Source organism: Hymenobacter aquaticus (assembly GCF_004765605.1).
GTDB lineage: Bacteria > Bacteroidota > Bacteroidia > Cytophagales > Hymenobacteraceae > Hymenobacter > Hymenobacter aquaticus.
On sequence record NZ_SRLC01000001.1, the window covers coordinates 1,015,831 to 1,041,143 of the forward strand.

The 25,313-nt window shown below is 62.8% G+C and carries 17 protein-coding genes and 1 pseudogene; 6 read left to right on the forward strand and 12 right to left on the reverse strand.

The genetic code is table 11. From position 1 onward, the window contains the following. Positions 1–374 precede the first annotated feature (374 nt). From E5K00_RS04095 to holA, 5 genes are all read right to left on the reverse strand, one after another. Entirely contained in the window at positions 375–2,099 is a 1,725-nt protein-coding gene (locus E5K00_RS04095) for an ATP-binding protein (protein WP_135461964.1), read from the reverse strand. Beyond that, positions 2,096–2,425 carry a circadian clock KaiB family protein gene (locus tag E5K00_RS04100; protein ID WP_135461966.1) on the reverse strand — a complete coding sequence of 110 codons (330 nt, stop codon included), beginning with the start codon at positions 2,423–2,425 and terminating at the stop codon, positions 2,096–2,098. Before E5K00_RS04100 ends, E5K00_RS04095 begins: the two co-directional genes overlap by 4 nt. Next, entirely contained in the window at positions 2,426–2,758 is a 333-nt protein-coding gene (gene kaiB / locus E5K00_RS04105; protein ID WP_245328203.1) for a circadian clock protein KaiB, read from the reverse strand. Between the two features lie 7 nt (positions 2,759–2,765). After that, positions 2,766–4,514 (reverse strand): circadian clock protein KaiC, encoded by a 1,749-nt coding sequence (gene kaiC, locus E5K00_RS04110; protein ID WP_135461968.1) that lies wholly within the window; start codon positions 4,512–4,514, stop codon positions 2,766–2,768. 146 nt (positions 4,515–4,660) lie between these two features. After that, complete coding sequence (gene holA / locus E5K00_RS04115; RefSeq protein WP_135461970.1) at positions 4,661–5,713, reverse strand: DNA polymerase III subunit delta; 1,053 nt, start codon at positions 5,711–5,713, stop codon at positions 4,661–4,663. A gap of 203 nt (positions 5,714–5,916) precedes the next feature. On the opposite strand from holA, the gene tyrS reads away from it, so the two are divergent. Further along, complete coding sequence (gene tyrS, locus E5K00_RS04120) at positions 5,917–7,212, forward strand: tyrosine--tRNA ligase (RefSeq protein ID WP_135461972.1); 1,296 nt, start codon at positions 5,917–5,919, stop codon at positions 7,210–7,212. A 207-nt stretch (positions 7,213–7,419) separates the two neighbouring features. Here the strand turns inward: tyrS and E5K00_RS23245 are convergent. Both E5K00_RS23245 and E5K00_RS04130 read right to left on the reverse strand, forming a co-directional pair. After that, positions 7,420–7,590: pseudogene (locus E5K00_RS23245) on the reverse strand (histone H1); the annotation flags it as partial. 245 nt (positions 7,591–7,835) lie between these two features. After that, entirely contained in the window at positions 7,836–9,080 is a 1,245-nt protein-coding gene (locus E5K00_RS04130) for an aminotransferase class I/II-fold pyridoxal phosphate-dependent enzyme (protein WP_135461974.1), read from the reverse strand. A 440-nt stretch (positions 9,081–9,520) separates the two neighbouring features. On the opposite strand from E5K00_RS04130, the gene accC reads away from it, so the two are divergent. The 5 genes from accC (at position 9,521) to E5K00_RS04155 (ending at position 18,555) form a co-directional block, all read left to right on the forward strand. Continuing rightward, positions 9,521–11,026: an acetyl-CoA carboxylase biotin carboxylase subunit gene (gene accC, locus E5K00_RS04135; protein ID WP_135461976.1), complete on the forward strand. Its 1,506-nt coding sequence runs from the start codon at positions 9,521–9,523 to the stop codon at positions 11,024–11,026. Between the two features lie 98 nt (positions 11,027–11,124). Continuing rightward, positions 11,125–11,778, forward strand: a complete 654-nt coding sequence (locus E5K00_RS04140) for a hypothetical protein (RefSeq protein WP_135461978.1) — start codon at positions 11,125–11,127, stop codon at positions 11,776–11,778. A gap of 421 nt (positions 11,779–12,199) precedes the next feature. After that, positions 12,200–12,835: a helix-turn-helix transcriptional regulator gene (locus E5K00_RS04145; RefSeq protein WP_135461980.1), complete on the forward strand. Its 636-nt coding sequence runs from the start codon at positions 12,200–12,202 to the stop codon at positions 12,833–12,835. A 426-nt stretch (positions 12,836–13,261) separates the two neighbouring features. Further along, positions 13,262–15,013, forward strand: coding sequence for a sensor histidine kinase (locus E5K00_RS04150; RefSeq protein WP_135461982.1), 1,752 nt, complete (start codon positions 13,262–13,264; stop codon positions 15,011–15,013). A 374-nt stretch (positions 15,014–15,387) separates the two neighbouring features. Then, on the forward strand, positions 15,388–18,555 hold the full coding sequence (locus E5K00_RS04155) for a hypothetical protein (protein ID WP_135461984.1): 3,168 nt from the start codon (positions 15,388–15,390) through the stop codon (positions 18,553–18,555). A 148-nt stretch (positions 18,556–18,703) separates the two neighbouring features. Here the strand turns inward: E5K00_RS04155 and bshB1 are convergent, their stop codons facing one another. The 5 genes from bshB1 to pnp form a co-directional block, all read right to left on the reverse strand. Further along, the gene (gene bshB1, locus E5K00_RS04160) at positions 18,704–19,423 is read right to left on the reverse strand and encodes a bacillithiol biosynthesis deacetylase BshB1 (protein ID WP_135461986.1); all 720 of its coding nucleotides are present in this window, start codon (positions 19,421–19,423) and stop codon (positions 18,704–18,706) included. A gap of 172 nt (positions 19,424–19,595) precedes the next feature. Then, a complete protein-coding gene (locus E5K00_RS23250; RefSeq protein ID WP_317128869.1) occupies positions 19,596–20,702 on the reverse strand; it encodes a M23 family metallopeptidase in 1,107 nt (368 codons plus the stop codon). A gap of 139 nt (positions 20,703–20,841) precedes the next feature. Beyond that, the gene (trxB, locus tag E5K00_RS04170; RefSeq protein ID WP_135461988.1) at positions 20,842–21,786 is read right to left on the reverse strand and encodes a thioredoxin-disulfide reductase; all 945 of its coding nucleotides are present in this window, start codon (positions 21,784–21,786) and stop codon (positions 20,842–20,844) included. A 282-nt stretch (positions 21,787–22,068) separates the two neighbouring features. After that, positions 22,069–22,932: a sigma-70 family RNA polymerase sigma factor gene (locus tag E5K00_RS04175; protein WP_073111364.1), complete on the reverse strand. Its 864-nt coding sequence runs from the start codon at positions 22,930–22,932 to the stop codon at positions 22,069–22,071. A 119-nt stretch (positions 22,933–23,051) separates the two neighbouring features. Continuing rightward, positions 23,052–25,217, reverse strand: coding sequence for a polyribonucleotide nucleotidyltransferase (gene pnp / locus E5K00_RS04180; RefSeq protein WP_135461989.1), 2,166 nt, complete (start codon positions 25,215–25,217; stop codon positions 23,052–23,054). Positions 25,218–25,313 lie beyond the last annotated feature (96 nt).

Here is a 25,313-nt window from a genome sequence, read left to right on the forward strand (position 1 = left end):
TGGCCAAAAGTAGCGAAAAAAGGCAATGGGTTGCTTTTTGGCCGCTCAGAAGCTAGCAACGCGGCCAGCTCGCCGTTTGGTGTGCGCCACCCTGGCCGCGTTGCCGCCGCGATATTCTTTTTCCGCTTCCCCCGCCCCCGCTGCTCCCGCGCCGCGCCATGTCCTGCCCGCAACCTCGCGGTTCCGGACCGCGAGGCTGCGGTTCCAAACCGCGAGGCTGCGGTTCCAGACCGCGAGGCTGCGGTTCCAAACCGCGAGGTTGCGGCTCCGGACCGCGAGGTTGCGGCTCCGGACCGCGAGGTTGCGGCTCCGGACCGCGAGGCTGCGGTTCCGGACCGCGAGGTTGCGGCTCCGGACCGCAACCTTGCGGCAACCTACCGCCGGAAATACACGCTGAACGTGGAGCCCACGCCCAGCTGACTTTCCACCTCAATGCGGCCCCCGGCGTTTTCCACGATTTTCTTGACCATGTAGAGCCCGATGCCCGAGCCTTCCACGTGGTCGTGCAGGCGCTGAAACATGCCGAACAGCTTCGGCCGGTCCTGGCGCAGGTTCATGCCCAGGCCATTGTCCTGCACGCGTAGCACGGCGTAGTCGCCCTCCCGCTGGCAGCTGACGACGATGTGGGGCGGGCGCTCCGGGGCCCGGTACTTCAGGGCGTTGCTGAGCAGGTTATATACTACGCTGCGCAGGTTTTTCTCCGAGAAGGAAATGGTGGGGCAGCTGCTCAGGGTCCGGTCGATGGTGGCCTGCGCCGCCAGCAGCAACGGGGCCAGGTCCAGCTCCACTTCCGTAATGATGCGCCCCACGTCGAGGGTGGCGGCCGAGTGCCCGTGCTCCTTCTGCAGCTTGGTTACTTCCGTCAGGTGCTCGATGGTGCGCTTGAAGCGGTCCACCGAATCCTGCATCATCGTCAGAATCAGCGGCACCTGGTCGTTGGCGCCGGCCGCTTCGGCGGGCAGCTCCAGCAGCAGGGCGTGCAGCAGCCCTTCGATGTTGCTGATGGGCGCCTTCAGGTCGTGGGAAGCGGTGTAAATGAAGTTATCCAGGTCGACGTTGGCCCGGGTGAGCTGCTCGTTGTTGTCGCGCAGCTGGTGCTGGGCTTGGTCGATGTGCTCCAGGGCCTGCTTGTGCTCGTGAATGTCGGTGTAGGCCCCGATCCACTGGATAATGTCGCCCTGCTCGTTGCGCGAGGGCCGGGCCCGGCCCAGCATCCAGCGGTACTCGCCGGCCGCGCTGCGGATGCGGCACTCCAGTTCCAGGGCCCGCCCGGTGGCAATGCTCTGGCGCCACTGCTCCACGGCCCCGGCCAGGTCGTCGGGGTGAATCAGGGCGCTGAAGGTATGGGCCGGGTCCGAGTCCACATCGTGGCCGGTGTAGTCGAACCAGCGCCGGTTGAGGTAGGTGTTGCGGCCGGTGGGGTCGGCCGTCCAGGCAATGTGCGGAATGCCCTCCAGGATGCGGCTGGCTTCGGCCGCCACCCGCTCCAGGGCCTGCCGGGCCTGCTGCTGCTGGGTAATTTCCTCGTTTTTGCGGGCAATAACGGTGTTCTGCTCCGCCACCCGGGCCTGAATGGCCTTGATCTGCTCCTGGGCCGACAAGTCGGTGGCAATGACGGCCAGCACCGGGCTTTCGTGAAAGCTCAGGATGTTCATCGACAGCGACAACGGCCGCAGGGAGCCGTCCTGGGCCCGCAGGGGCAGCTCGCCCTTGCCTTTGCCGGCCCGCCAGCTGTCCAGCAGCAGCGCGTGCCAGTAGGCGTGAAAGTCGAGGGGAATGTAGGTATCGAAAACGCCGCCGATGACTTCCTCCAGGGCCCGGCCCAGCCAGCTGGCCAGGCAGGCATTGCCGTAGAGAATGGTGCCGTCCTCGCTGAGCAGCATGGCCCCTTCGTTCATCTGCTCAATCAGGGTGCGGTAGCCGTGGTCGGCGCCTTCCAGGGTAAAGATGCGCGGCCCCTCGGGGCCCTGAATGGCCAGCGCGTCGACGGCCCCGGTGCGCACGGCTTCAATCAGGTCTTCGGCTTCCTCCAGGCGGTAGCGCAGCTCCTGATTTTCCCGGGCCAGCTCGGCCGCACTTTTCCCCTCCAGCTCCTTCATAGCGGCTGACTGCTCCCCGGCCCGGCCGGCGTAATACCCAGGGCTTTGAGCACCCGTTCCCGGTCCGAGAGGTCGCCCACGAGGCGGCGCACTAGGCCCGGACTGCGCTTGATGAGCGTGGGCGCCCCGATCAGCTGCTCGCGCTGAGCCAGCTCGGGCTGCTGGTAGATATCCACGATCAGCAGCTCGTAGCGGCCCTTCAGGTAGAGCTCACAGATTTCCTTGATGTTGCGCACGGCCCGCGTCGAGTTGGGCGTGGCGCCCGTGATGTAGAGGTGCAGCACGTACTCGGGTCCGGCCAGCTCCGGCCGTTCTTCCGCTTCCATCTAGGGCTGGAGTTTGCTGCCCAGCGGGCGAATGTCGAGCCCGACGAGCACGCGCTCCTCATTCGACAGGTCGCCGATGATTTTGCGGATGGGCTCGGGCACTTTGCGCACCAGCGTGGGAATGGCCAGGATCTGGTCGCCCTCGGCCAACTGCGGGTCCTTGAGCAGGTCGATGACTTCAATGCTGTAGCGGCCTTTCAGATACTGCTCGCAGTACTTTTTCAGGTTGGCCAGGGCCGTTACCGATTTGGGCGTTTGGCCGGCTACGTACAGGCGCAGCTCCCAGGATTCCTCGTCCATGATGTCGGCCGCGGGGGCAGGTGTGATTTCCATGACGAACTTATGCGTGGTGCGACGGAGCCCCGGCCGGCTGCGGCGGCAGCGGCTGGGTGAACTGGGCCTTGCCCTCGGCCAGGGCCTGCTGGCGGGCCTGCTCCTCGGTATTGATCTGGCGCAGCTCCTCCTCCACCGACTCAAACTCGGTGCGCATGTTGCCGATGGTGGCTTCGAGCACGCGGCGGCGGCGCTCCAGCTCCCGGTCTTTGCGCTCCAGCTCCTGCTGGGCGGCTAGTAGCTGGGCCTGCTCCTGCAGCTGCTGGGTGAGGCGGCTGGCCCCGGTAACGATGCCCCCGGGCCCAATTACCACGTCGAGCAGCTGGATGCCTTCTTCGGTGACCAGAAACTCGCGCACCTTGTTGGAGTGGCTCATGCCGCGCGACTTCAGAATGCTGATGCCCCGGTTCCGCTCCCCGATGCCTTCCAGGTCGCGCACGCTGATCCAGGTGTCGACCAGGGACGAGACGCCTTCCTCGGTCATTTCCTGCTGCACGTTACGCCCGCTGATCAGGGAAGTGAACAGGGCCGTGATGTTGTTGACTTTCAGGTAGTCGATCAGGCGGATGAGCATGCTTTTCACCTCGCCCAGGTTGCCCACCGAAATCAGGTTGCTGATCGGGTCGATAACCACCGCGGCGGGCTTGAGCTCCTTGATGAGCCGATGAATCGTGACCAGGTGGCGCTCCAGGCCGTTGAGCGTGGGCCGCGACGCCTCAATGTGCAGCTGCCCGCTGGCCAGGTACGGGGCCAGGTCGATGCTGACCGACTGCATGTTGCGCACCAGCTGCTGGGGCGACTCCTCGAAGGCCAGAAACAGGCAGCGGCCGTGGTGGCGGCAGACTTCGGCGGCGAAGGTGGCGGCCAGCGTCGTTTTGGCCGTACCCGCGGTGCCGGTAATCAGCACGCTGCTGCCCTTGTAATAGCCGCGGCGGCCGAACATCTCATCCAGAGCCGGAATCCCGGACGAGACGATTTCGTCCGAGACTTCGTGGTTGAGCTGCAAGGAGGTAACGGGCAGCACCGAAATGCCGGTTTCCATAATCAGGTACGGATACTCGTTGGTGCCGTGGGTGCTGCCCCGGTACTTGACGATGCGCAGGCGCCGGGTGGTAATCTGGTCGATAACGCGGTTATCGAGCAGAATCACGCAGTCGGACACGTACTCTTCCAGGCCCTGCCGGGTCAGGCTGCCCTCGCCCCGCTCGGCGGTGATGATGGTCGTCACGCCCTTGGCTTTCAGCCAGTGAAACAGGCGGCGGATTTCGGAGCGTAGCACGCCCTGGTTGGGAAAGCCCGAGAACAGGGCCTCGATGGTGTCGAGCACCACGCGCTTGGCCCCGATGGAGTCGATGGCGTGGCCCAGGCGGATAAAGAGGCCCTCCAGGTCGTACTCGCCGGTTTCCTCAATTTCGGACCGGTCGACGTGGACCTGGTCGATGCGCAGCATTTTCCGGGCCTGCAGCTCAGGCAGGTCGAAGCCCAGGGAGGTGACGTTGGCGGCCAGCTCGGCCGCCGATTCCTCGAACGTCATCAGCACGCCGGGCTCGTTGTGGTCCAGGATGCCGCGCACCAGAAACTCGATGCCCATCAGGGTTTTGCCGCAGCCGGCCCCGCCGCAGATCAGCGTGGGGCGGCCCAGGGGCAGGCCTCCTTCCGTTATTTCGTCCAGGCCATCAATGCCCGAAGGCGCTTTGGGCAGCGTAGGCAGCGCCGAAGGCCGGCCGGCGGAAGGAGTAGTGGCGTTATCTAGCATGCGGCGAGTTAGTCAGCATTACGAAATGCGGGGTCCCAAGGTACGGTTTTCTACCGGTAGCCCCGGTCCAGCTTGGGCGCAACCCAAACGGGACACCAATAAGTTTCCGCGGGAGTATGCCGCCAGCAAGCAAATCAGCGCCGCCATCAGCTGCCCGTCACCGCGCTCAGCGGCACCGGGTGCAGAATCAGAAAGACTAATTCCCGCAGAATCTCCCCGTCGCTCATCGAGCCGCTTTCCACGCCCTTGCTCTGCAAATCGGCCCGGCGGATGAGGTGAATGATGGCGCGGGTGCGGCCGAAGTCGTACACCCGCATAGCCTGGCTGTAGTCTTTCTGGGCAAAGCTGTTCAGGATGCCCAGCTTTTTAAAGTCGGCGTCACTGGGGTTGCCGCGCTGGTGGAGCACGAGCAGCTTGGTGAAAAAGCCGAAGAGCAGGGTCAGGTTCGGAATCAGCGGGTTGGCCTTGGGGTTGGCCTCGAAGTAGCCCAGGATGCGGTTGGCCTTGAGCACGTCGCGCTGCACCAGGGCCTTCTGCAGCTCGAAGATGTTGTAGTCCTTGCTGATGCCCACCATGCGCTGCACCAACTCCTCGTCGATGGCCTGCCCGGCCGGCACGTTGAGCAGCAGCTTGTCGATTTCGTTGGTCAGCCGGCTTAGCTCGGTGCCGATGTACTCGGCCAGCATGGCCGTGGCCTGCCCGGTTATCTGCTGCTTTTTGCCCCGCACGTAGCTCGTAATCCAGGCCGGCACCTGGTTGTCGTAGAGCTTTTTGCTGGTCATTACCACCGCCTTTTCGGCCAGCAGCTTACCCAGCTTCTTGCGCGCGTCCAGGGTTTTGTGCTTGTAGCAGAACACCAGCACGGTGGTGTTGAGCGGGTTTTTCAGGTAGGCTTCCAGAAACGGAAACGTCTTTTCCGCCTCCAGATCGGCCACGGCCTGGGCTTCCTTGACGATGACGACCGAGCGTTCGGCCATCATCGGGAAGCGCTTGGCCTGGCCCAGAATGGTGGCCACGTCGGTATCCTTGCCGTAGAGCACCACCTGGTTGAAGCCCCGGTCGTGCTCGGGCAGCACGTGCTTTTCCAGGATGTCGGCAATGTAGTCCACGTAGTAGGGCTCCTCGCCCTGCAGGAAGTACACGGGCGCGTAGTGCCGCTGGCGCAGCTGCTGCAGAATTTCGTCGGGGGTGGAAAGCAAGGTTTTAATTATGAATTAAGAATTCTGAATTCTGAATTGGGGCGGCCGGCCGTAATTCTTCCCGGCAAAGGTACGCCGTAGCCCTTACCTTTGCCCCCTGATCTGGATGAATTGGCTGTTCAAGCCGGCACGCCACAACGTTGCGTAGCGGCCGGCCCAAACGGCCAATTCATAATTCATAATCCATAATTCATAATTCCACCTTGGACTTACTAGAAGAGCTCCGCTGGCGCGGGATGTTTCACGACATGATGCCCGGCACCGATGAGCATTTGCGCACGGCTGCGCCCATCACCGGCTACATCGGCTTCGACCCCACCGCGGCCTCGCTGCACATCGGCAACCTGGCCACCATCATGCTGCTGGTGCACCTGCAGCGCGCCGGCCACCGGCCCCTGGCCCTGGTGGGCGGCGCCACCGGTATGATTGGCGACCCCTCGGGCAAATCGGCCGAGCGCAACCTGCTCGACGAAGCGGCTTTGCGCCGCAACCAGGCCGGCATTCAGGCCCAGCTGGAGAAATTCCTGGTGTTCGACGACTCGCCCACCGGGGCCCGGGTGGTCAACAACTACGACTGGTTCAAGGACTTCGGCTTCCTGCAGTTCCTGCGTGAAGTCGGCAAGCACCTGACCGTGAACTACATGATGGCCAAGGACTCCGTGAAGCGTCGCATCGGCGGCAATGAGGATTCCGGCTCAGAAGGCATCAGCTACACCGAGTTCAGCTACCAGCTACTACAGGGCTACGACTTTTTCCACCTCTACAAGGAGCTGGGCACCACCCTGCAAATGGGCGCTTCTGACCAGTGGGGCAACATCACGACCGGCACTGAGCTGATCCGGCGCATGACGGGCGGGGAAGGCAAAGCCTACGCCCTCACCGGCCAGCTCATTACCAAAGCCGACGGCACCAAGTACGGCAAGAGCGAAACCGGCACCGTCTGGCTCGACCCCACGATGACCTCGCCCTACCAGTTCTACCAGTTCTTCCTGGGCGCCGCCGATGCCGACGTGCCCCGCTTGATCCGGGTGTTTACCCTGCTCACCCAGGCCGAAATCGAAGCCCTGGAAGCCGAGCACGCCCAGGCCCCCCACCTGCGCCTCCTGCAGAAGGCCCTGGCCAAGGACGTGACCATCCGGGTGCACTCCGAGGAAGCTTTTGAGGCCGCCCTGGCCGCCTCGCAGGTGCTCTTCGGCGGCGGCGACCTGGCCACGCTCGACGAGGCCACCCTGCTCGACGTGTTTGCCGGCGTGCCCCACGTGGAAATCAGCCGCGGCGAGCTGGCCGACCTCGACGCGCTGACCCTGCTGAGCACGGCCACGGGCGGCGCTATCTTCGCCAGCAAGGGCGAGGCCCGCAAAATGGTGCAGAACAACGGCGTGAAGCTCAACCGCCAGAAAGTAACCCTGGAGCAGTCGGCTACGGCCGTGGCACCCCTGCTGGAGAAGTACCTGGTCGCCCAGAAAGGCAAGAGCTACTTCCTGATCAAGCTGGTTTAAGCAGCGTCTTCACTTCCGCTGAAACGCAAAAAGGCCCCGCCAACTCTGGCGGGGCCTTTTTGTTTGACGGATCAACCGGCAACCAAGGCCGGCTTCTCGGTCAGGGGCAAACTACTTCTTCTTGGCCGGAGCAGCTTTCTTGGCAGCGGGAGCAGCGGCTTTCTTGGCCGGAGCAGCCTTGGCGGCACCAGCAGCGTCGCCAGCGGCCGAGTTCTTGGTGTTCTGTACTTCCGTGCGGATGGTCTGGGCCAGGTTCTTCAGCTCCTGCATGCCTTTACGCACGCGGGTACCAGCGGCCGAGTTCTGCTTGTCATAGAACTTCTCGAAGTCCGATTCCAGGGAGAGAACGAGGTCTTTCAGTTGGCTATAATTGCTCATGAGAAAAAGGTTGAGGGTGTGGGTTTATGTTTTTGAACGGGCCTAATATACAGGGATTTCAAATACAAGCAATAGTTCCAATTTTTTTTCAAAACCGCGTTAGCAGCTAATGAGGCTAGGTTTTGGCAAAATCAAACCCCATTTCCAGAATATATACTTAATTGAATATACAAAGAATAGTGCAAAAACAAAGGGGCGCTTTCCCGCAGAAAAGCGCCCCTTACGGCTAGTGTAAGGCGGTTGGCCTAGCTGGCCGGCACAGCCTCCGTTTTCGAATAAAGGCCTTTATCAAGCTTCTCGGCCACTACTTCAAAGGCCTTGATGGTCTGGTCCACGTCGCTCAGCGAATGGGCGGCCGTCGGAATCAGGCGGAGCATGATAACGCCCTTGGGCACGACCGGATACACCACGATAGAGCAGAAAATACCGTGATTCTCGCGCAAATCGAAGGTTATTTGCGTGGCGTCGGGGATTTGGCCGTTCAGGAACACGGGCGTCACGGGCGACGTCGTGGTGCCGATGTTGAAGCCTTTTTCGCGCAAACCGCTCTGCAGGGCCCGTACGACGGTCCACAGATTGTCTTTCAGCTCGGGCTGGGTCCGGAGGAGCTCCAGGCGCTTGATGGCGCCCACTACCAGCGGCATGGGCAGGGATTTGGCGAAAATCTGGCTCCGCATGTTGTAGCGCAAATATTCAATTACGCTTTCGGGCCCGGCGACGAAGGCGCCGATGCTGGCCATGCTCTTGGCGAAGGTCGAAAAATAAAGGTCAATCCCGTCCTGTACGCCCTGTTCTTCGCCCGTGCCGGCGCCCGTCGTGCCCATCGTGCCGAAGCCGTGGGCGTCGTCAACGAACAAGCGGAACTCGTATTTTTCCTTCAAAGCCACCACGCCTTTGAGGTTGCCCTGGTTGCCCGACATGCCGAACACGCCCTCGGTGATGACCAGGATGCCGCCGCCGGTTTCGTCGGTGATGCGCTTGGCGCGCTCGAGCTGCTTCTCCAGGCTCTCCATGTCGTTGTGCACGTACACGAAGCGCTTGCCCGCGTGCAGGCGCACCCCGTCGATGATGCAGGCGTGCGACTCGGCGTCGTACACGATGACGTCGTGGCGGCCGACCATAGCGTCGATGATAGACACCACGCCCTGGTAGCCGAAGTTGAGCAGCATGCAGTCGGGCTTGTGCACGAAGTCGGCCAGCTCACTTTCCAGCTGCTCGTGCAGGTTGGAGTTGCCCGACATCATCCGCGCGCCCATGGGCAGGGCCATGCCGTACTGGGCAGCGGCCTCGGCATCGGCCTTGCGCACCTCGGGGTGGTTGGCCAGGCCCAGGTAATTATTCAAGCTCCAGGTAAGAACCTCTTTGCCGCGAAAAATCATACGGGGCTCAATCTCGCCTTCCAGCTTGGGGAAAGTGAAGTAGCCGTGGGCGTAGTGCGAATGGCTGCCCAGTGGGCCGCGGTTCGCGGCAATCTTTTCGAAAAGATCCACGAGGGAAAGGGTTAAATGTGAAAAAGGAAACGGCCGGGTGACCAGGGGCACAACCGTCCGAGAATGTACAAAGTTATGGCAATCTGCAAAAGTAGCCCCTGCGCGCGAGGCTTCCAACTCCACGAAAATTAGCCGGCTCGTTTTACGGACTAGGCAGAATGGCGTTTCTTTGGGCTGGAATTGATTTTGCCGGTCTTTGTTTATTCTGTCATCCTGAATGGAACGAAGTGGAGTGAAGGACCTTCCTCACCTACCCCACCAAGCTTTCTTCACTGTGCTGCGGCAGCTCTTTGCAAGCAGCTATGGCCGTAAGATAAGATTAGAGCGTTGAATTGACTGAGTCACTGAGGTGAGGAAGGTCCTTCGCAGGCTCAGGATGACAGACCAAACAGAATAACAACCCTCCTCAAACTACGCCTTTCTCCCCACTCTCCCACCGCATGAAAGAAATCAAGAAGCTGCTGGTCGCTAACCGCGGCGAAATTGCCCTGCGCGTGCTGCGCTCGGCCAAGGAAATGGGCCTGCAGACCGTGGCCATCTACTCGGAAGCCGACCGCAACGCCCTGCACGTGCGCTACGCCGATGAGGCCGTGTGCGTGGGCGGGCCGCAGTCGTCGGAAAGCTACCTGCGCGGCGACGCTATCTTAGAAGTGTGCCGCCGCCTGGGCGTCGACGCCATTCACCCCGGCTACGGCTTTTTGTCGGAAAACGCGGAGTTTGCCCGCATGGTCACCGAGGCCGGGCTGATTTTCGTGGGGCCCTCGCCCGAGGCCATGAATATTATGGGCGACAAGCTCTCGGCCAAGCAGGCCGTGAAGGCCTACGACATCCCGCTGGTACCCGGCACCGACGAGGCTATTTCGGACGTAGAAGAAGCCAAGCGCATTGCCGCCGAAGTGGGTTTCCCGATTCTGATCAAGGCTTCGGCCGGCGGCGGCGGCAAGGGTATGCGCATCGTGAACAACTCCGAGGAGTTTGAGGAGCAGATGCAGCTGGCCATCAACGAGGCTACTTCGGCCTTTGGCGACGGCTCGGTCTTCATCGAAAAGTTCGTGACCGGCCCGCGCCACATCGAAATCCAGGTGCTGGGCGACGAGCACGGCAACATCGTGCATTTGTTTGAGCGCGAGTGCTCGATTCAGCGCCGCCACCAGAAAGTCATTGAGGAGGCGCCTTCCTCGGTGCTCACGCCCGAGCTGCGGGCCGAAATGGGCCGCTGCGCCGTCGACGTGGCCCGGGCCTGCAACTACACCGGGGCCGGCACCGTGGAGTTTCTGCTCGACGACCAGCGCAACTTCTACTTCCTGGAGATGAACACCCGCCTGCAGGTGGAGCACCCCGTGACCGAGCAAATCACCGGCCTCGACCTGGTGAAAGAGCAGATCCGGGTGGCCCAGGGCCTGCCCCTGCCCTTTTCGCAGGAGGATCTGACCATCACCGGCCACGCCCTGGAGCTGCGCGTGTACGCCGAAGACCCGCAGAACAACTTCCTGCCCGACATCGGCACGCTGACCACCTACGTGCGCCCCCAGGGCCCGGGCGTGCGCGTGGATGACGGCTTCGAGCAGGGCATGGACATCCCGATTTACTACGACCCGATGATTGCCAAGCTCGTCACCTTCGGCAAGGACCGCACCGAGGCCATCGAGCGGATGCTGCGCGCCATCGACGAGTACCAGATTACCGGCATCCAGACCACCTTGCCCTTCGGCAGCTACGTGCTGCGCCACCCGGCCTTCGTCAGCGGCGACTTCGACACGAACTTCGTGCGCGACCATTTCACCCCCGCCGACCTCGACGCGAAACCCGACGAAACCACCGCCAAGCTCGCCGCCGTGCTCACGACCATGCTCATGAGCGAAAAGAAAGCCCCGGCCGCGGCTTCTTCCGATGCTCCGGCCGCTACGGGCTCGAATTGGAAGCGGAACCGGCTGGGCGTGCGGTAGGAAGAGTGATACTATAAAAATGTAGCCCGGTTTTGAACAACTGGGCTACATTATGACTCTCAGCTTTTCATTATAGCTAATGTGCTCTATCCAATTCTATGTTTGAATTTGAAGACCCGCTTGGTGATGCTATAGTTGCCTTACTCGTGTTGTTGATATGCTACGGCGTATTCAAACAAGTCACTTATTATTTCAAACCATACCACAAGCGGAAGCGTAAACTAGCTAAGCTTATAGCGCAAACACGAAATATATTTGAAATACAACAATTACACCTTGAACAAAATTGGTTAAATTTAATAGCTAATAAATACAGAGCAAACAAGCAGTTTGGGAGTAAAGAAAACGACTTCACTGTCTTCGCCAACATACCCGATAAGCTTCTACTATTACCATCTGTACATGATTTGATTGATGAGCATTCAGCCCATCTATTTTTTTATACAATTCAAGATCGTACTGCAAGTGCTATTGCAAACAACGCCCACTATAAAGCAGGTTGCGTTTACATACCTATAGATATCCTGCCTTTTCCGCTTGATTACACAATATTCGCATTAGATTATCTTATTGCAAATGAATCCTTTTATGACAGTGACACGGCAGAAGCTATTGCTCGAAGCAAAACACAAAAACGAGCAATACATCGAGTTTTAATTAGTCATATAGTAAATGTTCGCTCTGAACTTCTACCTATTGACATCAATGAGAACGAACGAGTAGGTCAACGAGCAATTGTTAAAACTACATGATGATGCAAGTAATACAGACTGGTAAGCCTATATAAACAGTGTGTCTTGCGTTCTTCCTACCTGTTAGCAATACACCCCGCGCAGTCGCTCGGCTGTGCCGAGTGACGCCTACGCTTGAGCAGCTGTGCTGCGAATTAGGTCGCGCCGCTTGCAGATGTATAGCGCAACCGGAGCGGGACGCTCGCGGCACAGCCGCTCCACGTAATTGTCACTCGGCATAGCCGAGCGACTGCGCCCGGCGAGGCGGTGTCGTTCGGCCGCCGCAGGGAAGGCGCAGCCGGCCTCGGGTGCAATGGGGCCGTAGCCCGCCGAGTCGGGCGAAACAAAAAACTGTAATCTGTTTTAAATAAATCTCAAAGTAGTCTACAAGTGTGTAATCTATGCATAGATTACACACTTGTAGACTACAACTGCTACCGCTATGTCCCGCCGTGTCCGCGCTTCCGACAGTTTTATTTTCCGGCTACGGGCATGGTTTGGCCTGCGCCAGGACCAGCTGGCCCTCTACGCCGGGGTCAGCAAGGCCACGATTCAGGCGGTGGAAAGTGGGCGGCGCACGGCCCCGAGTAAAATGCTGCTGGCGTTGCGGCCCCTGTTGATGCAGCTGCCCCCTCCTACAGCCCCGCCTACGCTGACGAAGAGAGCCGCCCCCCTTGCCGCGCCGCTGCCAATGGGTACCTTGCCCGTCGGGGCCGGCACGCCGCTGCCGGATGCGGAGGAGCTGGATTTTCGGCGGCGCGTGTGTTTGCACCAGGCCGCGGGCCTGCGCATGCAGACCGAGAAAATCGAAGAGCAGGCCCGCGTTATTGCGCGCTGGGCGCAGGCCCTGCCCGCGCTGCTGGAGGCCCACCCCGCCCCCACCGCCGAGGAAATTGCGGCCGATGAGGACGCGGTAGAGCACCACACCTGGCTGCTGGGCTGGCTCCGGCGGCAGGCCCGGCCGTTGCCGGCCGAGGAAGTCACCCGCTGGCACCTGCTGCAAGCCCGCATGGCGGCGCTGGAGGCCGAAGCCGCTACGCTGGCCGCCCGGCTGCCGCCGGCACCAGCTACCGAATAACCCGCAACAGCGGCCCCCACCTGGCGCGAGTTTAGGCGCAGCCGTAACTCGTGCCCAGCTATACGGTGGAGGTTGTACCTCCACTGCCGCGCCAGCGGCAAGCCCGAACCGCGCCGCCTGGAAGAATCCGGGCGGCGTTTGTCGTTTTAACGGGGGAGGCGCAGCCTCCCGGCATAGTATGGCACGAGTTACGGCTGCGCCTAAACTCGCGCCAGTGAAGGCCACTGGAACGACCAGTCGGCGCGGGACACTCGGGGCTTAGCCCCTCCGGCGTAGACGTCACTCGGCAATAGCCGAGCGACTGCGCCAGCTTGGCTTGGGGTGCCCGTTCCCACGGCCGCCGCCGAACGGTTCCGGATTTTTTACGTTACCAGAGCCCACATACTTTTTGTACCTATACATTTTCATTCGGTACTACGTGCTTCTATGACCCTGTTCCCTGCTGCCGAAGACGCGTTATCCGATGAAGCCTTAGCGGCGCGCCTGTTTCCCGGCGGCGGGGAAATGGGGGCCCGCATCCGGGCCCTGGACTGGTCGGCGACCCTGCTCGGGCCCATGCGCACCTGGCCCCAGAGCCTGCGCACGGCGGTCAGCATCATGCTGGGCTCCCGCTTTCCGATGATGGTGCACTGGGGCCCCGAGCTGGTGCACTTCTACAACGACGGCTACGCCACCATCCTGCAAGGCAAGCACCCCGGCGCGCTGGGCCAGCCCGCCGAGCCCTGGTGGCGGGAGATGTGGCCGTTTCTGCTTTCCATCTTCGAGCCCGTCTGGGCCGGGCAAACCACGTTTTTCGAGAACGGGCTGGTGTTGCCCAACCGCCAGGGCTTCGTGGAAGAGGCCTACTTCACCTTTTCCCACAGCCCGATCTACGACGAGGCCGGCGCGGTCGGGGGCATCTTCGTGACGGCCCTGGAAACCACCACCACGGTGCTGCAGCAGCGCCGCCTGGCCCTGCTCTCCCACCTGACGGCCCAGACGGCCCTGTCGGCGTTGCCCGCCGAGGCGGCCCAGCACATCATTGCGGCCCTGGCCACCAACGCGGCCGACATTCCCTTTGCCCTGCTCTACGCCCACGAGCAAAGTACCCCGCAGGCCCAGCTGCGCGCCTGGTTCGGCCTGCCCGCCGGCGAGCCGGCCGCCCCGGCGACGCTGCCAATCGACTCGGCTGCGCCTCCGCAGGTAGGCTGGCCCCTGGCCGAGGTACTCCACGCGGGCCGCCCGCTGCTGGTCGAAAGCCTGGCCGTGCGGTTTAGCGCCTGGCCCGTCGGCACCTGGAAGGAGGCGCCCACCCAGGCCCTGCTGTTGCCCCTGCAGGCCGGCCCCAGCAGCACCGGCACCACCAACATCCTGATTGTGGGCCTGAGTGCCCGCCGGCCGCTGGACGAGGCCTACCACACCTTCTTCGACCTAGTGGCCGACTACGCGGGCCGGGCGCTGGCGCGGGCTACCGCCACCCACGAGGCCCAGCGCCTCAACCAGGCCCTGCGCGAGGCCAATACCTCCCTGGACTCCTTCGTGCACATCGTGGCGCACGACTTAAAAGCGCCGGCCACGAATCTGCGCAGCCTGCTGGACGTGTACCGGGAAGAGGCTCCCGGCCCCACCAAAGACCACGTCCTGACGCTGCTGGACCAGGAAATCGACCGGCTTACCGGCACGGTGCAGGGCCTGCTGCGGGTGGTGCACGCCCAGCACGGGGCGGCGGCCCCTGCTACCGAAGTAGTGGCCTTTGCCGACGTGTTTGCCACGGTGCGGGCCGAAGTGGCCGAGTTGCTGCACCAGCAGCAAGGCCGGCTCACGGCCGATTTTCTGGCGGCCCCCCGGGCGCTGTACCCGCGCATCTACCTGGAAAGCATCCTGAAAAACCTGGTGCACAACGCCCTCAAGTACCGGGCCGCCGACCGGGCGCCGCTGATTCACGTGCGTACCCAGCGGCAGGGCGCGGAAGTGGTGCTCACCGTGGCCGACAACGGGCGCGGCATCAACCTGCCCCGGGACCGGGCCCGCCTGTTTCAGGCCTTCACCCGCCTGACGGCCGAGGGCGAAGGCGCGGGGCTGGGCCTGCACATGATTCAGTCCATTATCCAGCAGCGCGGCGGCACGCTGGACGTCAGCAGCACCCCCGGCCTCGGCACAACCTTCACCGTGACCCTGCCCGAAGCCGGTCCGGCGTAAGAGGCGGCCCAACGCTGCCCATCATTTCCCTGGGTTTGCTTCCGCCACCCGGCCGCGTGCCGACCAACAATGCAGCCGCAAGGACGGCCGGCCGTGGGGTAGGCACACTATGCAATCCGCTTTCCATCCTAAGACATAGACGACGGGCATTTCCGACCCCAGACCTGCCTGCACCAAGCGGCCGGCCCACGCCGCCAAGCCCATCAGGCAGCCGCTGGTCAGCATCGTGGCCCGCAACGCGGGCGTAGCCGGGGGCGCTGGTAGAAGCGGCGGGGCGTCTGTTTCGGGCTAATAGTTCATATTGCAAGCGGAACGGCCGGCCGCGACGCGGCGGTTGTTCCCCGCTTATTATTACCACCTTATTCCCTTGTTGCATGGTTAACAACGACCCGCCCGCTGCCGAGCCGGCCCTGCTTACTTCTTTGCCCGTCGCGGCCCTGCCCATCAGCGCGGGGTGGGACCTTACGCCCGCAACTGATGCGCAGCCCGCCCAGCTGCAAGTGGCGCTGAGCTTCGACCACCGCCCCTACGAGGGCCTCTACCAGCTGGACGCGGCCGATGGCCAGCACCTGGTGGCCGCCTTCACCCTGCCCCTCGACCCGGCCTCGGCCCTCGACCCGGCCAACTATACCGTGACCCGACGGGTTCCGAAGGGCGGTACATTCGTTATCGAACCAGTCGCCGTGCTGGCGGTGGCCCTGAGCCCGGATCAGCGCGTGGTGACGCTGACCGTGACGGAAATGTCACATGACCTTCGCTACCGGCAGCTCATCCCGACTCCCATCACCGTTACCCTGGGCGCTATCCAATCCAACTACGCCGCCAGTCCGCTGACTTTCTCCGGGGTGTTCGAGCTGATGTACGGCGCGGTGAAAATGCTCGTCAGCCTCCCCGTGGCGACCCGCGCGGCCCAGGCCCGGCAGCAGCTGGCGCTACTGCTCCAGCCGCTGGGCCAGGGCGCGCGGCTGGGCGTAGCCACCGGGCTGCTACAACAGCCGCTGTACTGGGAGCCGGCCCGGGCGACGGAACTGGTGGAAATCTGGCTGGTACCCCTCGATAAATTTCTGGCCGACCGGGCCGCCGGGAAAGCGGAAGTGGCCACGCCGTTCCTCGACTACAGCATCGAGCTGCCGCTGACCAACCTGGCCGTAACCGACGCCCCGCTGGTGGAGCTGACCTGGCGGCTGACGCTGGCGCCGCCAGCCCCGGCTCCGGGTCCTGCGCCCCAAGCACCGGCCCACGCCAGCCCTAGGCTGGAGGTGCTCATCCCGCCAGCGGCCAACACGGCGGATGACCTGGCGGCCCTGGCCGGCAAGCTCGAACAGCTCCTGTACCAGCCGGGCCAGCACGAAATCAGGGTGGCACTGGGCCCCGAGCCAGCCGGGGGCGGACAGTCGCTGTGGGGCATCCGCACCGAGGCCAACAAGCGGCCGGGCCACCAGCTGGCGGAGCCCGGCCAGCCCGTGGTATTTGCGGCAGCGGCGCTGGCTCCGCCGCTGAGCTCGGCGGCCGACGTGCCCCTGTATGATTTTCAGCCGGCAACGGGCATCGACTTTACCCGCCCGGCGCAACACGTTTCCTTTGCCCAGGTCGACGTGAATGAGTGGGAACGGCTGGTAATTGACACCTTCGACGCGCTGACCACGCCCACTTACCAAGCGGCTATCCGGCGGCTCGACGAGCTGGCCGGCACCTCCCACGAAGCAACGCTGCGAACAAACAAGGACCGGTGGGCCGGCGTGCTGCAACACCGGCTGCGCCCGGTATTCGCGGCCCAGGCCGCTACCAACCCGGCCGCCGCCCGGGCAGCGTTCCGCCAGCACCTGGGCGCCGGGCCGCTCGGGGCCGTGTACCGCGTAGCCGCCCTGCAGTTTGCCACCCCGCCGGCACCGACGTCAACGCGGCCCTTGGGCCAGGTGCCCCACCTGGTTGGGGAGGTCAGCCAGACAGAGCCGGCCGGCCAGGCCCTGACCACGCCGCCGCTACCCCTGGCCCCGGCGGCGCCCCTGTTGGTCTTTGCCGAGTCGCCGGCCACCGACCAGGCCGGGGAGCAGCCCCACTCAGCCCCTTTCTTCGACTTGGAACTGGCGTATACCGGCCGCCAGCTGGAGCTCTGGCCCGGCGGTGAGAAACCAGCCGATCCGGCCGCGGCGGAGCTCCGCTTTCTGACGCCGGCCGGGCAGCAGTGGGCCGCCACCCCGCTTACCTCGAACCTGGGAAAATGCCGGGTTCCGGTATTCCAGCACGATTTCCGGCCCCTGGTGCTGATTGCCCAGGAAATGCTGCCCGCGGCCGGCTCCACCCCCGACGCCCTGCTACGGCGGGACTGCCGCCTGACCTACCAGCAGGACGCGCACTACCCGCCGCAGCAGCTCACGTTTACGGTTGCCGCCAACATGGCCGCGGCGGAGTCCCAGTCCCAGCTCCTGCCGGCGGCTCCCCCGGTGCCGGCCGGCGTTTTTGCCGAACTGGCCCAGCTGCGCAGCGTCTACCCCGCCCTGGCGCCCAACCTGCTCCCGGTGCTGGCCGGCATCAACGCCACTACCGCCGCCGACCAGCCGGCCGTAACGACCGGCGCGGTGGCCCTGGGGGCATTCAATACGATGATAAGCCGCCTGGTGGCCGCCTCGGAAGGCGCGGCCCTGGTGCAGAGCCCCGCCGACGCGGCCGGCCAGCCCCCGGCTGCCCCCGGGGTAACTACCTTCGGGCTGCGGGAAGGCACCGCCCCCATCGACGCGGTGGAGGCGCTGGTTATTCACGTCAGCCCGCCGGCCCCGGTGGGGCTGCCGATGCCCGTGGTAGCGCTGGAAGGCTATACCACGCAGGTCCATACGGCGGACCAGGAGGGCACCTGGTACTACTTCCAGGATGCCGAGGGGCGCGTGCTGGCGGCCGCCGACAGCCTCCCGCTGACTCAGCGCGTGCTCACTCTGCCCGGCCTCCGTATTCTGGCCTACCAGAGCTTACAGGTGCAGGTAACGGCGACCTACAACGCGGAGCTGGTGCCCGGCCAGGCTTCCGCCCCGGCCTTTGTGTATACGGCACCGCCCCTTTATTTCCCCACCGACTCCCGGCAGCCCAGTGACCCGCCAACCGAGCCGCTGGATATTGCCACGCTGCGGCCCGATGGCGAGCCGACGCACACCCGCCGGACGCTGGCCGGGCATCTGCACCAGCTCTTTGAGTACTTGCTGCCCCCGCAGATGCCCCCGGCCCTGTACCTGCGGCTGGCAGGCGTGTATACCTCGCCCCTGGCCCCGGGCCTGCCGCCGGTAACGACGCCGGTGCTGCAAATGCCCGTTACGCTGCTCCAGCTTCCGCCGGCTCCCGCCCACCCCACCGCCGCCCCGGACCTGGCCCGGATAATCAGCGAAGTAGCGGCCGGGCTTGCGGCCTGGTACCAGCAGACCCGCCCCGAGTCGGCCGAGGGAGCCTTCGTCTTCGACCTGGACCTGCTCTCCGGCCTGGGCCCGCAGCCGCAGCCCCTGCTCCAGCTCACCGATCTGAGGCTGGGCGTAGCCGACATCACGGATTTGCCGTGAGCCGGGCCGGTTGAAGATTCGGTGAAGCCCGGGTAGCACTAAGGCTGCCCCCTAATGCCCAACAGCCGCTTCGAGCGTATCGGAGCGGCTGTTGGGCATTTTAGAATAGACTATCGGTTGCCGGTAATCTATTGAGGCGTATCGGCTGCTACAGCAGCGCCGTAATATCGCGCACGCCCACGGGCCGCTGCCGGGTGAAGCCTTCCCCGAACTCGACGCCGATGATGTGGCCGAACTCCCGGGCCCGGGCTTCCATAAACTGGGTAAACACCGGCGTGGACAGGTACGTGACCGGCTCCTGGCTGTTGGGGTCGAAGAACTGGGTTTTGTAAGCTTGGATGGACGCCCACTTGCCGGGCCAGAACTCGGTGATGTCGACCACGAAGTCGGGGGCAATCTGCCGGTCCTGGATGTAGTGGTACACGGTACGGGGGCGCCAAGGCTGCTGGGGCTGGCCGTCGGCGTCGAAGGTTTCAATCATGCGCAGCCCGCTCAGAAAGCAGGCTTCCGAGGCCAGGCTGGCCCCGCGGCCGTGGTCGGGGTGCCGGTCCTGAATGGCGTTGCAGAGGACCACGTCGGGCTGGTAGCGGCGCAGGGCGGCAATCAGGGGCAGCTGGTGCTCCCGGTCGTTGCGGAAGAAGCCGTCGGGCAGCCCCAGGTTTTCGCGCGCGCTCAGGCCCAGAATCCGGCTGGCGGCCTCGGCCTCGGCGGCCCGGGTGGCCGGCGTACCGCGCGTGCCCAACTCGCCGCGGGTGAAGTCCACGATACCGATTTTCTTGCCCAGGGCCGCGGCGGCCAGCAAGGTGCCGGCGGCCGACATTTCAACGTCATCGGGATGGGCGCCAAAGGCCAGAATATCGAGTTTCATGCGGGGTGGGATGTTGGGGTGGTTTATTGCAAAAAAAGAACTGTCATCCTGAGCACAGCGAAGGACCCTACAACGGCAGAACAAGTCGTTGTTACGCTTGTCGTACGAACGTGATAAGGTCCTTCGCCGTGCTCAGGATGACAGCTGTTTAAAAACTACTGCGGTTTCTACTCTACTTAATCCGCAGGGTTTTGCCGGGGCGCAGGGTTTTCACGTTGCCGTTCAGGCGCCGCAGCTGGGCCTGCGACACGCCGTACTTCTGGGCTACTTCCGACAGGGTGTCGCCGCTGCGGATGCGGTGCGTGACCACGCGGCGGGCCGCCGAGGCCGCCGCTGCGCTGCGCTGCTTGGCGGCGGCTTTGGCCCGCAGGGCCTTGCTGTAGTAGTCAAACAGGGCCGAGGTAATCTGGAAATTGTCCTTGAGCAGCTTGTAGTCGGGGAAGTCGTACATCCGCTCCGGGTCGATGGGGTTGCCCTCGTAGCGCACCTCGAAGTGCAGGTGGGAGCCGGTACTACGCCCGGTGCTGCCCCCGCGCCCGATCAGCTGCCCGGCTTTGACGAAGGTGCCCGGCGCCACCAGGGCTTTGCTCAAGTGGCCGTAGAGGGTTTCTACGCCGTTGTAGTGGCGCACGAGCAGGTAGTTGCCGTAGCCGCCGCCGTCCCACTTCGAAATGCGCACCACCCCGTCGAAGGCGGCCCGCACCGAGTCGCCGGTTTCCAGGTCCAGGTCCACGCCGTAGTGCCAGCGGTAGCCGCGGAAGCCGAAGTCGGACGTGAGCGGGGTCGTGCGCAGGGGCATTTTGGCGAAGCGCTGCTTGCTGGGGTCGGTGAGCCGCAGGTTTAGGGTATCCCGGATGCGGCGGCCATCGACCCGGTAGGGGTTGATGTTGCGCGTATCCCAGATAGCATAATAGCCGGCCACCTTAATCCAGGAACTGTCGATCAGCACTTCCTCCGACATTTCCACGATCTGCTGCTCGCCCTCGTTGAGCGTCGTGGTATCCTCGCTGACGATGGAGAGCTTCTTGGCGGGGTTAAAGAAAATCGATTTGGCCTCGTCCGAGGTGTCGTCGGGCAGGTCCTTGGTTTCAATCAGCACGGTCGTGTCGGGCCGCACGTACCGGATTTTGGGCGACTTAATGCGGAAGAAGTCTTTCCGCTTGCCCGCCGAGCCGGCCTTGGCTTTGGGCTGAGGCACCTTGCGGCGCTGCGCCAGCCCCTGCTCGGGCGCGGCCACCAGCAGCACCAGCAGCAGAAACGGCCCCAGCCAGTATTTCACAAATTTCAACAAGAGCAAAAGCTATTTAGTGATTTAGTGATTTAGCGACTTAGTGAGTTAGTGAGTTTGACGTTCGATACTGCGCAATTGGCGCAAGCCGAACGAAAACTCACTAACTCACTAAATCACTAAATCACCATTAATGAACTCCCAGCGCAGCCAGGTAGCGCTCGGCGTCGAGGGCGGCCATGCAGCCCGAGCCGGCGGCCGTGACGGCCTGGCGGTAGGTGAAGTCCTGCACGTCGCCGCAGGCAAACACGCCGTCCACGTTGGTTTTGGCCGAGCCGGGAATCGTTTTGAGGTAGCCCTGCTCGTCGTGGTGCAGGTAGGGCTGAAAAATCTTGGAGTTGGGCTCGTGGCCGATGGCCACGAAAAAGCCTTCAACGGCCAACTCGCGCGTTTCGTGCGTGAGCAGGTTTTTCACCCGCACGCCCTCCACGGCAAACTGCCCCAGAATCTCATCGGTCGCCGTATCGAAGAGCACCTCAATCTTGGGATTGTCCAGCACCCGCTTCTGCATGATCTTCGAGGCGCGCATCTCGCCTTTGCGCACCAGCATGTATACTTTGTTGCACAGGTTAGCCAGGTAGGTGGCTTCCTCGGCGGCCGTGTCGCCGGCGCCCACAATGGCCACGTCCTTGCCCCGGTAGAAGAACCCGTCGCACACGGCGCAGGCCGAGACGCCCGAGCCGTTCAGCCGCGCCTCCGACTCCAAACCCAGCCACTTGGCCGAAGCCCCGGTGGCAATGATGACGGAGTCGGCGGTAATCTGCTTGGTTTCGTCGATAGTCACCCGGTGCGGGTGGCCCGAGAAGTCGACGGCCGTGGCCAGGCCGTAGCGGATATCGGTGCCGAAGCGGGCGGCCTGCTTCTTGAGGTCTTCCATCATTTCCGGGCCCATAATGCCGTCGGGGTAGCCGGGGAAGTTTTCAACGTCGTTGGTAATCGTCAGCTGGCCGCCGGGCTGCAAGCCCTGGTACATAACGGGCGCCATGTTGGCTCGGGCGGCATAAATAGCGGCCGTGTAGCCCGCGGGCCCCGAACCGATAATCAGACACTTTACGTGTTCCGTGGTATTCTCCATGAGAGTAGGAATGGCAATTTTGAACTGCAAAAGTAAGCTTCCCGCGGCTTTTCAACCGTCGGGGCCAAACATTGATTGGGCGCTAGCCGAAACTGAGCCATAACCCCGAGTATGCCGAATCGTCAGAGCCGCCGGGGCTGGCTTATCCAGAACGGCAGGAGCCCGGGCGCGGGGCAGCACCCTGGCCGGACCCGACTGTACTTTTCCGGCGTCATTGACTTACCACCAAAGAAAAACCCCAACGTTCTGCTGGGGTTTTTCTTTGGCGGATAAGTAGAAAACTTATCCCAGGTAGGGCTTCAGGGCCTTGCTGCGCGAGGTGTGGCGCAGGCGGCGAATGGCTTTTTCCTTGATCTGGCGCACCCGCTCGCGGGTCAGGTTGAACTTCTCCCCAATTTCTTCCAGGGTCAGAGAATGCTCGCCGTTGAGGCCGAAGTAGAGCGTAATAACGTCGGCTTCGCGCTTGGTGAGCGTGCTCAAGGCGCGCTGCACTTCCTTGCGGAGCGAGTCGTTCATCAGGCCGGTGTCGGGCGACTCCTCGTCTTCGTTTTCCAGCACGTCCAGCAGGCGGTTCTCTTCGCCTTGCACGAAGGGAGCATCCACCGACACGTGACGGCCCGAAATCTTGAGCGTGTCCACAACTTCGGAAGTCGTGAGCTCCAGTACTTCGGCAATTTCTTCGGGCGAGGGCTCCCGCTCGAATTTCTGCTCCAGCTCGGAAAACGACTTGGAAATCTTGTTCAACGAACCTACGCGGTTCAGGGGCAAACGCACGATGCGGGACTGCTCGGCCAGGGCCTGCAGAATCGACTGGCGAATCCACCACACGGCGTAGGAAATGAATTTAAAGCCCCGGGTCTCGTCGAAACGCTTGGCGGCTTTGATCAAACCCAGGTTGCCCTCGTTGATCAAGTCGCCCAGCGACAAGCCCTGGTTCTGGTATTGTTTGGCCACCGACACCACGAAGCGCAGGTTGGCTTTGGTCAGCTTTTCCAGCGCTTGCTGGTCGCCTTCTCGAATGCGTTGCGCCAGCGTTACCTCCTCGTCGGGGGTTAGCAAATCCACCTTGCCAATTTCCTGGAGGTATTTATCCAGCGACTGGCTTTCGCGGTTGGTGATTTGCTTGCTGATCTTTAGCTGTCTCATTGCGGGCGCGGAAGTAGAGTATTTCGGAAAATGTTAAACATCGGGTACCCTTTCTACGGGTATCGGCTAATTGTGACCAACAGACCGATACCCGCGAAAGTTCTACGACGGGAAAATGGTTAGGCTTGCGCTTCGCCGTTGCTGCTGGCGGCCCGCTCGGGCTTGGGCAGCAATACTTTGCGCGAGAGACGGTATTTACCCGTTTTCTTGTCGATATCCAACAGCTTCACGTCGATTTCCTGGCCTACTTCCAGCACGCCTTCCAGCGTGGCCAGCCGCTCGTGCGACACCTCAGAAATGTGCAACAGACCGTCTTTGCCCGGCATGATTTCCACGAAGGCGCCGTAGGGCTGAATGCTGCGCACTTTGCCTTTGTAGGTTTCGCCCACCTCGGGCGTCGCGGCAATGGCGCGGATCCGGCCGATGGCGGCCTCCATGTCTTCCTGGTTGGAAGCGTAGATGCTCACGTGGCCTTTCTCGTCCTTCTCCTCGATGATAACCGTGGCGTTGGTGTCCTTCTGGATCTGCTGAATAACCTTGCCACCGGGTCCGATGACGGCGCCGATGTACTCCTTGTCGATCAGCATCTTGTGCGAGCGGGGCGTATGCGGCTTCAGCTCGGCGGCGGGCTGGCTGATGGTCTTAGCCATTTCGCGCAGGATGTGCAGGCGGCCCTCACGAGCCTGGTGCAGGGCGGCCGTCATGATTTCGGCGCTCAAGCCCTGGATTTTGATGTCCATCTGGCAAGCCACGATACCCTTCTCGGTACCGGTTACCTTAAAGTCCATGTCGCCGAGGTGGTCCTCGTCACCCAGAATATCCGAAAGCACGGCGTATTCGCCGGTTTCCTTGTCCTGCACGAGGCCCATAGCAATACCCGAAACGGCCGCGCGGACGGGAATACCCGCATCCATCAAAGCCATTGAGCCGGCGCAAACGGTAGCCATCGACGAGGAGCCGTTCGACTCCAGGATGTCCGACACGATACGCACGGTGTAGGGGTTCTCGTCGTCCGAAGGCATTACTTTCTTCAACGAGCGCAGCGCCAGGTTGCCGTGGCCGATTTCGCGGCGGCCGGGGCCGCGGTTGGGCTTCACCTCGCCGGTCGAGAAGGCCGGGAAGTTGTAGTGCAGCATAAACTTGCTGTAGCCCGAAGTCATGGCCGTGTCGATGATCTGCTCATCGAGCTTGGTGCCCAGGGCTACGGTGGTCAGCGACTGGGTTTCACCGCGGGTAAACAACGCCGAGCCATGGGCGCCGGGCAGGTAGTTCACCTCGCTCCAGATGGGACGAATCTGGGTCAGGGCGCGGCCGTCGAGGCGGGTGCGCTCCTTGATCATCATGTCGCGGATGGCCTTCTTCTCGGCCGACGAGTAGTAGCGGCCGAACATCTTCATGTCCAGCTCGGGCTGCTCTTCCAGCAACTGCTCGGTCAGCGTCTTCTTGATAACACCGAAAGCTTCCTTGCGGCCGGCCTTGCTGGTGTTGCCCGACTTGGCTACTTCGTAGGCCTGCTGGTACACGCCTTCCTGAATGCGCTTTTTCAGGTCGTCGTTTTCCTCGTACTTGGGGTACTCGCGCTTCACGTGGGACTTCTCCACTTCGGCGGCCAGTTCCTGCTGCACGCGCACCTGCTCCTTGATGGCTTCGTGGGCGTAGGCAATGGCTTCCACCATTTCTTCCTCGCTCACTTCGTTCATCTCGCCTTCCACCATGGCAACCGAGTCGGCGGTAGCACCCACGATCAGGTCGATGTCGGCGCGGGCAATGTCGGCGGTCAGGGGGTTGATTTGCAGCTTGCCGTCGATACGGGCCACGCGCACCTCCGAGATGGGGCCGGCGAAGGGAATATCCGAAATCGAGAGGGCAGCCGAGGCGGCCAGGGCGGCCAGGGCGTCGGGCTGCACGGTCTTATCGGCCGAAATCAGGGTAATCATTACCTGCACCTCGTAGTGATAGTCCTTGGGGAACATCGGGCGCAGGATGCGGTCCACGATGCGGCACACCAGAATCTCGTAGTCCGAGAGGCGGCCTTCGCGGCGCTGGAACGAGCCGGGAATGTTGCCGGCGCCGCCGAACTTCTCTTGGTAATCAACCGACAGGGGCAGAAAATCCACGTCGCCGCGGGCGCTGGGCTGCGACACGACGGTAGCCAGCAGCATGGCGTCGCCGAGGCGTACCACTACGGCACCGTCGGCGAATTTGGCCAGCTTGCCGGTTTCGATGGAAATCTGCCGACCATCGGGCAGGGTAATGCTTTTGGTAATAGCGGTGTAATTGGGCATCTTCTCAGTTTGCTTGAAAAAGCGACAGCGGGCGAGCAGCCTGGAAAAACAAAGTCCGGCATCGGACCTGGTTTTGCTCTGGGGTAAGCGCGAATC

Excerpts from the sequence above, each read along its gene's own strand:
- E5K00_RS04095 (WP_135461964.1), bottom strand. The coding sequence starts at position 2,099 with ATGAAGGAGCTGGAGGGGAAAAGTGCGGCCGAGCTGGCCCGGGAAAAT.
- E5K00_RS04100 (WP_135461966.1), bottom strand. The coding sequence starts at position 2,425 with ATGGAAGCGGAAGAACGGCCGGAGCTGGCCGGACCCGAGTACGTGCTG.
- kaiB (WP_245328203.1), bottom strand. The coding sequence starts at position 2,758 with ATGGAAATCACACCTGCCCCCGCGGCCGACATCATGGACGAGGAATCC.
- kaiC (WP_135461968.1), bottom strand. The coding sequence starts at position 4,514 with ATGCTAGATAACGCCACTACTCCTTCCGCCGGCCGGCCTTCGGCGCTG.
- accC (WP_135461976.1), top strand. The coding sequence starts at position 9,521 with ATGAAAGAAATCAAGAAGCTGCTGGTCGCTAACCGCGGCGAAATTGCC.
- E5K00_RS04140 (WP_135461978.1), top strand. The coding sequence starts at position 11,125 with ATGTTTGAATTTGAAGACCCGCTTGGTGATGCTATAGTTGCCTTACTC.
- E5K00_RS04145 (WP_135461980.1), top strand. The coding sequence starts at position 12,200 with ATGTCCCGCCGTGTCCGCGCTTCCGACAGTTTTATTTTCCGGCTACGG.
- E5K00_RS04150 (WP_135461982.1), top strand. The coding sequence starts at position 13,262 with ATGACCCTGTTCCCTGCTGCCGAAGACGCGTTATCCGATGAAGCCTTA.
- E5K00_RS04155 (WP_135461984.1), top strand. The coding sequence starts at position 15,388 with ATGGTTAACAACGACCCGCCCGCTGCCGAGCCGGCCCTGCTTACTTCT.
- bshB1 (WP_135461986.1), bottom strand. The coding sequence starts at position 19,423 with ATGAAACTCGATATTCTGGCCTTTGGCGCCCATCCCGATGACGTTGAA.
- trxB (WP_135461988.1), bottom strand. The coding sequence starts at position 21,786 with ATGGAGAATACCACGGAACACGTAAAGTGTCTGATTATCGGTTCGGGG.
- E5K00_RS04175 (WP_073111364.1), bottom strand. The coding sequence starts at position 22,932 with ATGAGACAGCTAAAGATCAGCAAGCAAATCACCAACCGCGAAAGCCAG.
- pnp (WP_135461989.1), bottom strand. The coding sequence starts at position 25,217 with ATGCCCAATTACACCGCTATTACCAAAAGCATTACCCTGCCCGATGGT.